This window comes from Desulfococcus sp. (assembly GCF_041737845.1).
In the GTDB taxonomy this organism is placed as follows: domain Bacteria; phylum Desulfobacterota; class Desulfobacteria; order Desulfobacterales; family Desulfococcaceae; genus Desulfococcus.
Genome location: NZ_JBGSQX010000028.1, coordinates 1 through 4,332, shown reverse-complemented (window position 1 = coordinate 4,332; position 4,332 = coordinate 1). Strand labels below are relative to the sequence as shown.

The 4,332-nt window shown below is 51.2% G+C and carries 12 protein-coding genes; 4 read left to right on the top strand and 8 right to left on the bottom strand.

Annotated features, from left to right (window positions below; genetic code table 11):
- Positions 1-170 precede the first annotated feature (170 nt).
- The 6 genes from ACEW8N_RS03485 to ACEW8N_RS03460 form a co-directional block, all read right to left on the bottom strand.
- A complete protein-coding gene (locus ACEW8N_RS03485; protein WP_373498410.1) occupies positions 171-479 on the bottom strand; it encodes a type II toxin-antitoxin system RelE/ParE family toxin in 309 nt (102 codons plus the stop codon).
- Positions 476-682 (bottom strand): addiction module protein, encoded by a 207-nt coding sequence (locus ACEW8N_RS03480; RefSeq protein WP_373498409.1) that lies wholly within the window; start codon positions 680-682, stop codon positions 476-478. Before ACEW8N_RS03480 ends, ACEW8N_RS03485 begins: the two co-directional genes overlap by 4 nt.
- Positions 683-804: 122 nt before the next feature.
- On the bottom strand, positions 805-1,035 hold the full coding sequence (locus tag ACEW8N_RS03475) for a DUF4926 domain-containing protein (protein ID WP_373498408.1): 231 nt from the start codon (positions 1,033-1,035) through the stop codon (positions 805-807).
- Between the two features lie 96 nt (positions 1,036-1,131).
- The gene (locus ACEW8N_RS03470; RefSeq protein WP_373498407.1) at positions 1,132-1,308 is read right to left on the bottom strand and encodes a DUF2283 domain-containing protein; all 177 of its coding nucleotides are present in this window, start codon (positions 1,306-1,308) and stop codon (positions 1,132-1,134) included.
- Positions 1,309-1,351: 43 nt separating this feature from the next.
- Complete coding sequence (locus ACEW8N_RS03465) at positions 1,352-1,618, bottom strand: DUF2442 domain-containing protein (protein WP_373498406.1); 267 nt, start codon at positions 1,616-1,618, stop codon at positions 1,352-1,354.
- A 79-nt stretch (positions 1,619-1,697) separates the two neighbouring features.
- Entirely contained in the window at positions 1,698-1,871 is a 174-nt protein-coding gene (locus ACEW8N_RS03460) for a DUF4160 domain-containing protein (protein ID WP_373498405.1), read from the bottom strand.
- 163 nt (positions 1,872-2,034) lie between these two features.
- Here ACEW8N_RS03460 and ACEW8N_RS03455 point away from each other — a divergent pair, with 163 nt between their 5' ends.
- From ACEW8N_RS03455 to ACEW8N_RS03440, 4 genes are all read left to right on the top strand, one after another.
- Positions 2,035-2,325, top strand: coding sequence for a type II toxin-antitoxin system Phd/YefM family antitoxin (locus ACEW8N_RS03455; protein WP_373498404.1), 291 nt, complete (start codon positions 2,035-2,037; stop codon positions 2,323-2,325).
- A 28-nt stretch (positions 2,326-2,353) separates the two neighbouring features.
- Positions 2,354-2,632, top strand: a complete 279-nt coding sequence (locus ACEW8N_RS03450) for a type II toxin-antitoxin system RelE/ParE family toxin (protein ID WP_373498403.1) — start codon at positions 2,354-2,356, stop codon at positions 2,630-2,632.
- Positions 2,633-2,643: 11 nt separating this feature from the next.
- Positions 2,644-2,931 (top strand): HigA family addiction module antitoxin, encoded by a 288-nt coding sequence (locus ACEW8N_RS03445; protein ID WP_373498402.1) that lies wholly within the window; start codon positions 2,644-2,646, stop codon positions 2,929-2,931.
- 302 nt (positions 2,932-3,233) lie between these two features.
- Positions 3,234-3,662 carry a putative toxin-antitoxin system toxin component, PIN family gene (locus ACEW8N_RS03440; protein ID WP_373498401.1) on the top strand — a complete coding sequence of 143 codons (429 nt, stop codon included), beginning with the start codon at positions 3,234-3,236 and terminating at the stop codon, positions 3,660-3,662.
- Positions 3,663-3,855: 193 nt separating this feature from the next.
- On the opposite strand, the gene ACEW8N_RS03435 is transcribed toward ACEW8N_RS03440, so the two are convergent.
- Positions 3,856-4,077: a type II toxin-antitoxin system HicA family toxin gene (locus ACEW8N_RS03435; protein ID WP_373498400.1), complete on the bottom strand. Its 222-nt coding sequence runs from the start codon at positions 4,075-4,077 to the stop codon at positions 3,856-3,858.
- Positions 4,070-4,291, bottom strand: a complete 222-nt coding sequence (locus ACEW8N_RS03430; RefSeq protein ID WP_373498399.1) for a type II toxin-antitoxin system HicB family antitoxin — start codon at positions 4,289-4,291, stop codon at positions 4,070-4,072. Before ACEW8N_RS03430 ends, ACEW8N_RS03435 begins: the two co-directional genes overlap by 8 nt.
- Between the last annotated feature and the right edge of the window lie 41 nt (positions 4,292-4,332).

Below are 4,332 nucleotides of genomic sequence, written 5' to 3'. Positions count from 1 at the left end.
CGATGTCGAGTTCCGGGCAGAGGGACACATACCCGTTGCCCTCTCGCTCAATAATAACCGTAAATTGTCTCCGCATGATCATCTCTCCTGTAAACCCGGGCGACCTGTGATTTTGAATCAGTCCGTAGGATGGGTGGAGCGTAGCGTAGCACATCCTGCGGGCTGCCCGATCAGCCTCTTTTTCTTAATTGTTTTGAAATCCATGCCGGATCTCTTCGCATGGGCAATATAGCGGCAACATAGGCAAAATTATCAACAAGATCGTAGTAAACAGCATAGGGGAATCGTTTGGCAAACATTTGAAAAAATCCATGTTTTGTCTTATGAATTCCAGCGTATAATAACAGCGATTCAATATCCTCAATCATGCAATTCCAAAAATGATCACCAACTCCGGGCCCTTGCATCTCGTAAAATGATCTGCCTTCGTTCAAATCATCAACCGCCTCTTTCAAAATGAAGACGTTTTTAATATTCATTGACCGCGACTCGCTTTGAGCTCAGAAAGCGAAATAAAGCTTGCACGGCCATTTTCGATATTTTTTTTTCTCTGAGCCAAAATGTTTTCATGCCATTCGGGGGTCGCCATATCTCCATTTTCATGCAACATGGCATTCCAAAGCGCTTCCATCGCCTGGAGGCGCTCAGCCTTGCTCAGTTTTTTCAATTCATCGATGTTCAATTCATCCTCCTTGTGGTTTTGGCGCTGTTGCCAAAATCAGCCCGCAGCCCGTAGGATGGGTGGAGCGCAGCGAAAGTCATCCTTCCGGGTACCACCGGCGAACGACCCCTTTTGGTTTCAGATTATGCCGCCTGAAGTTTCCGAACATGTAATATTTCGCTTTCTTTCATCAAACGGATATCTCGAGCCATAAGCGTAACCACAGCGATCGTACCTCCGTTTCCGGCAATGAATTCCGTCTCAAAACCGTTGCCGTCTTTGCAGGCGTTTACAATCGCGCCAATATCCCCTGTTTTTAGGCCATACTCGGTAATATCCCTGGTCAAAACGACCGTGTCCAGTTCTTTGATCATTGTTCCCCTCCTTCAAACAGCGCCTTTTCCAATGGGGTATGCCGTCACAAATCTCGGACGTGGATCTTGAGGATCGATTACTCGGAAGATTCTTTTTCATAAAATGCCAAAGCCGGGGCTCGCTTTCACATGTTCCATGGTCATGCTGACGATGTTGCCTTTCCGGTCCATATCAATATAAATATTTTCACGGATCTCTCTGGTTTCAAAGACATCCTTGTCGGTAAATTCAATATGAGCCGTATCCGTGTCCGGAAAATATCTCACCTTCATCGTTCACTCCTCCTTGTATGATCGGATGCCGCTGCCGAATCGACTAATCCTTCCTTGTCGGCTGCGGGATGAGTTCCCCATGACGCCAGAGTTCATATTCACTGAGATCGATATCACTGCCCCATACCACAGCATACCCGCCCTGCTCCACTGTAACGGCCTTGAAAAATGCGGGATTCTTCAATGGAGAAAACATCTCCCTCTTCAGCAGCGGCCGGATATCATATTTTTTCCTCTTTTCATTGTCGAACCCGATGACCAGCGTATGGTCATCCACCGCGACTGCCGATCGTATTCTCGGATATTTCATGCTGCTACTCCAAAGGCGGAAGTTTTCGGAATTCCTGCGTTTCCCACATCCGCTTCAGCTCTTCCCGGTTGATCTCAGCCTATTCAACAACCAGGTTCCGAGCCCGGCTCGGCAAATCCCCTTCGATCATTTCGATCGTGTCGATACTGAACAGACCGATATGTTCACCATACACGGCATGAAAATGGGGCGGAGGATGGTCGCCAAAGAACAATTTGATAATGATTCCATAAAATCTTGCAATTTCCGGCATATTTGTTTCCTGAGTTCAAATGTCAAAATTCTCAATGCCTTCCACTATCCTGAACAGCAGGAGGTTCCCGGCCGCCGGGACGAGATGCCGCTTGACCCGATCGGATTGACGCAACGATTTTCCTGCGGTACATATTTCCGCACAACAATGAAGGAGGCACAACATGAAAGCCATCACGTACACGGCTGCCCGGCAAAACCTCGCCAAAACCATGGAACAGGTCTGCCGGGATCATTCCCCGGTGATCATCACGCGGAAAACCGGCGATTCGGTGGTGCTCCTGTCGCTCGAGGACTATACCGCCCTCGAGGAGACCGCCTACCTGCTTCGTTCCCCCAAAAACACCCGGCGGCTGATTGAATCCATCACGCAGCTTGAGGATGAAACTAGCTCGCAGGAGATGGGGCATGCCGCAGATCCCGAGCTTTTTCGCCACTGCTGCATTTACGCTTGACGTATCACGTACAGGAAATATATTGTAAATGATCCAAAGTTTCAAGGGAAAGAAAACACGGCAGCTTTTTGAGGGGGGCCGGGTACCGGAATTTCAAGCATTCGCCGCACAAGCTGAAAAACGACTCAGAGTTCTGGATGCGGCGGATACGCTTGAGGCGTTAATGATGTTGCCCGGCAATCGATTCAAAGCGTTGGGGGGCAATCGAAAAGGACAATACAGCATACGAATCAACGATCAATGGCGCATTTGTTTTGAATGGGGTGATGCTGGTCCGGAAGACGTTGAAATCGTTGATTATCACTAAGGAAAGCGACCATGGCGCGAAGACCGATACATCCCGGGGAGATCCTGGCTGACGAACTCACGGAAATAAACATGTCCGCCGCCGAATTGGCAAGGAAAATCAATGTGCCTGCAAACAGGATTTCCCAGATCCTTTCAGGAAAAAGATCCATCACCGCCGATACGGCACTGCGGATCGGCAAATGGTTCGGAACCGGGCCAAAAATATGGCTGAATCTTCAGCAGGCATATGATCTGGATGTTGCCGAGCTTGAAATCGGTGCGGATCTCATATTAATCCAGCCGCGTGAAGCTGCATAGCACCGCGTTATTGAATTCCCGCCGCCTCTCCGTTCAATATGCGGACGGGGCTGATAATATGGCGATCGTTGACGGTTCCGTCAGGCATCGGCAGGTTGCCGGATGCTTTCGCCGGTGCGCCTGGCAGGGATAATCCGCTTCTCGATATCCGTCCAGATCTTGCGTTTCATCACCCGGAGATCAAACTCGGTTTGCAGATTCAGCCAAAACCGGGCTTCGATCCCGAAATAGCGCTCCAGTCTCAATGCGGTGGCGGCGGCAAAAAAGGAGGCGGTCAAAAGAATTAAGGCGGGAACCCGAAAATGATCCGCGCCGTGATCGACACGCACGTTTTTGTGAGCGCCTTGTTGACCCCCGGTTCCAATGCCTCGGCAATCCTGGACTGGGTAAGAGCCAATAAGATTGAATTGCTGGTTTCCCGCAGCATCCTGGCTGAGATCGAGCTGGTGCTGCAATATCCGAAGCTTGCAAAGCGGCATCGCATGTCGCCCGAACAGATCCGGGAGTTTCTGGATGCTTATGCCCGAATTGCCCAGATAACGGAGGAAAAGATGGAAGTCAGGGCAATCAAAGCCGATCCCGCCGACGACAAATATGTGGCGTGCGCCGTGGAAGGCGGGGCGGATTTTATCATTTCCGGCGACCACCGCCTGACCGAGTTGAAAACGTACCGGGGTATCCGGATCGTGACGCCGGGTGATTTTGTGGAGATCATCAAGGCAAAAGAATAGGGGGTGGATCATCGGCAAACCGGCTCTGGTGGTTTCGCTAAAAGTCCCGGGGCCGAATGTTTCGCCCTGACGGCGACCGAAGCGCCACATCCTTGCGCATCTCGATTTTTTCCGGCTTGGCGGCCCGCCAGGTGGGTTTCGAGACAGCATCAAAAATCTGCCCGTTATGGTTTGGCTCCCCTCGATCGCTGGATCAATATTCGAATTCATTCCTGGGAATTCCGGACTGACGGATGATTGACTGAAGCGTTCCAATACGCAGCTCGTCGTGGTTTGGAACCGGTACGGTAATGGTCGTACCCGGAAGCTTCTTTTGCATCACGATGTGGCTGCCCCGCTGATGCACCTCTGCAAACCCATGGCGAGCCAGAATTGCGCAGACCTGCCTCCCCGACAGGACGCGGAGCTTACCCAACGGCCACTTCCACCTGCGTCACGTAAACCTCCTCGTGCAATCGGGCCTGAATCTCCTGCCGGGATGCCGTCTCAAAAAAAAGCTCGAGCGCCTCTTGCAGGTTGTCGCGGGCGGCTTCGATCGTCTCTCCCTGGCTGGCGATGTCGAGTTCCGGGCAGAGGGACACATACCCGTTGCCCTCTCGCTCAATAATAACCGTAAATTGTCTCCGCATGATCATCTCTCCTGTAAACCCGGGCGACCTGTGATTTTGAA

Coding starts and splice junctions, on each gene's coding strand:
- ACEW8N_RS03450 (WP_373498403.1), top strand. CDS start 2,354: ATGATCCAAAGTTTCAAGGGAAAGAAAACACGGCAGCTTTTTGAGGGG.
- ACEW8N_RS03475 (WP_373498408.1), bottom strand. CDS start 1,035: ATGATCAAAGAACTGGACACGGTCGTTTTGACCAGGGATATTACCGAG.
- ACEW8N_RS03485 (WP_373498410.1), bottom strand. CDS start 479: ATGAATATTAAAAACGTCTTCATTTTGAAAGAGGCGGTTGATGATTTG.
- ACEW8N_RS03445 (WP_373498402.1), top strand. CDS start 2,644: ATGGCGCGAAGACCGATACATCCCGGGGAGATCCTGGCTGACGAACTC.
- ACEW8N_RS03470 (WP_373498407.1), bottom strand. CDS start 1,308: ATGAAGGTGAGATATTTTCCGGACACGGATACGGCTCATATTGAATTT.
- ACEW8N_RS03440 (WP_373498401.1), top strand. CDS start 3,234: ATGATCCGCGCCGTGATCGACACGCACGTTTTTGTGAGCGCCTTGTTG.
- ACEW8N_RS03460 (WP_373498405.1), bottom strand. CDS start 1,871: ATGCCGGAAATTGCAAGATTTTATGGAATCATTATCAAATTGTTCTTT.
- ACEW8N_RS03465 (WP_373498406.1), bottom strand. CDS start 1,618: ATGAAATATCCGAGAATACGATCGGCAGTCGCGGTGGATGACCATACG.
- ACEW8N_RS03455 (WP_373498404.1), top strand. CDS start 2,035: ATGAAAGCCATCACGTACACGGCTGCCCGGCAAAACCTCGCCAAAACC.
- ACEW8N_RS03430 (WP_373498399.1), bottom strand. CDS start 4,291: ATGCGGAGACAATTTACGGTTATTATTGAGCGAGAGGGCAACGGGTAT.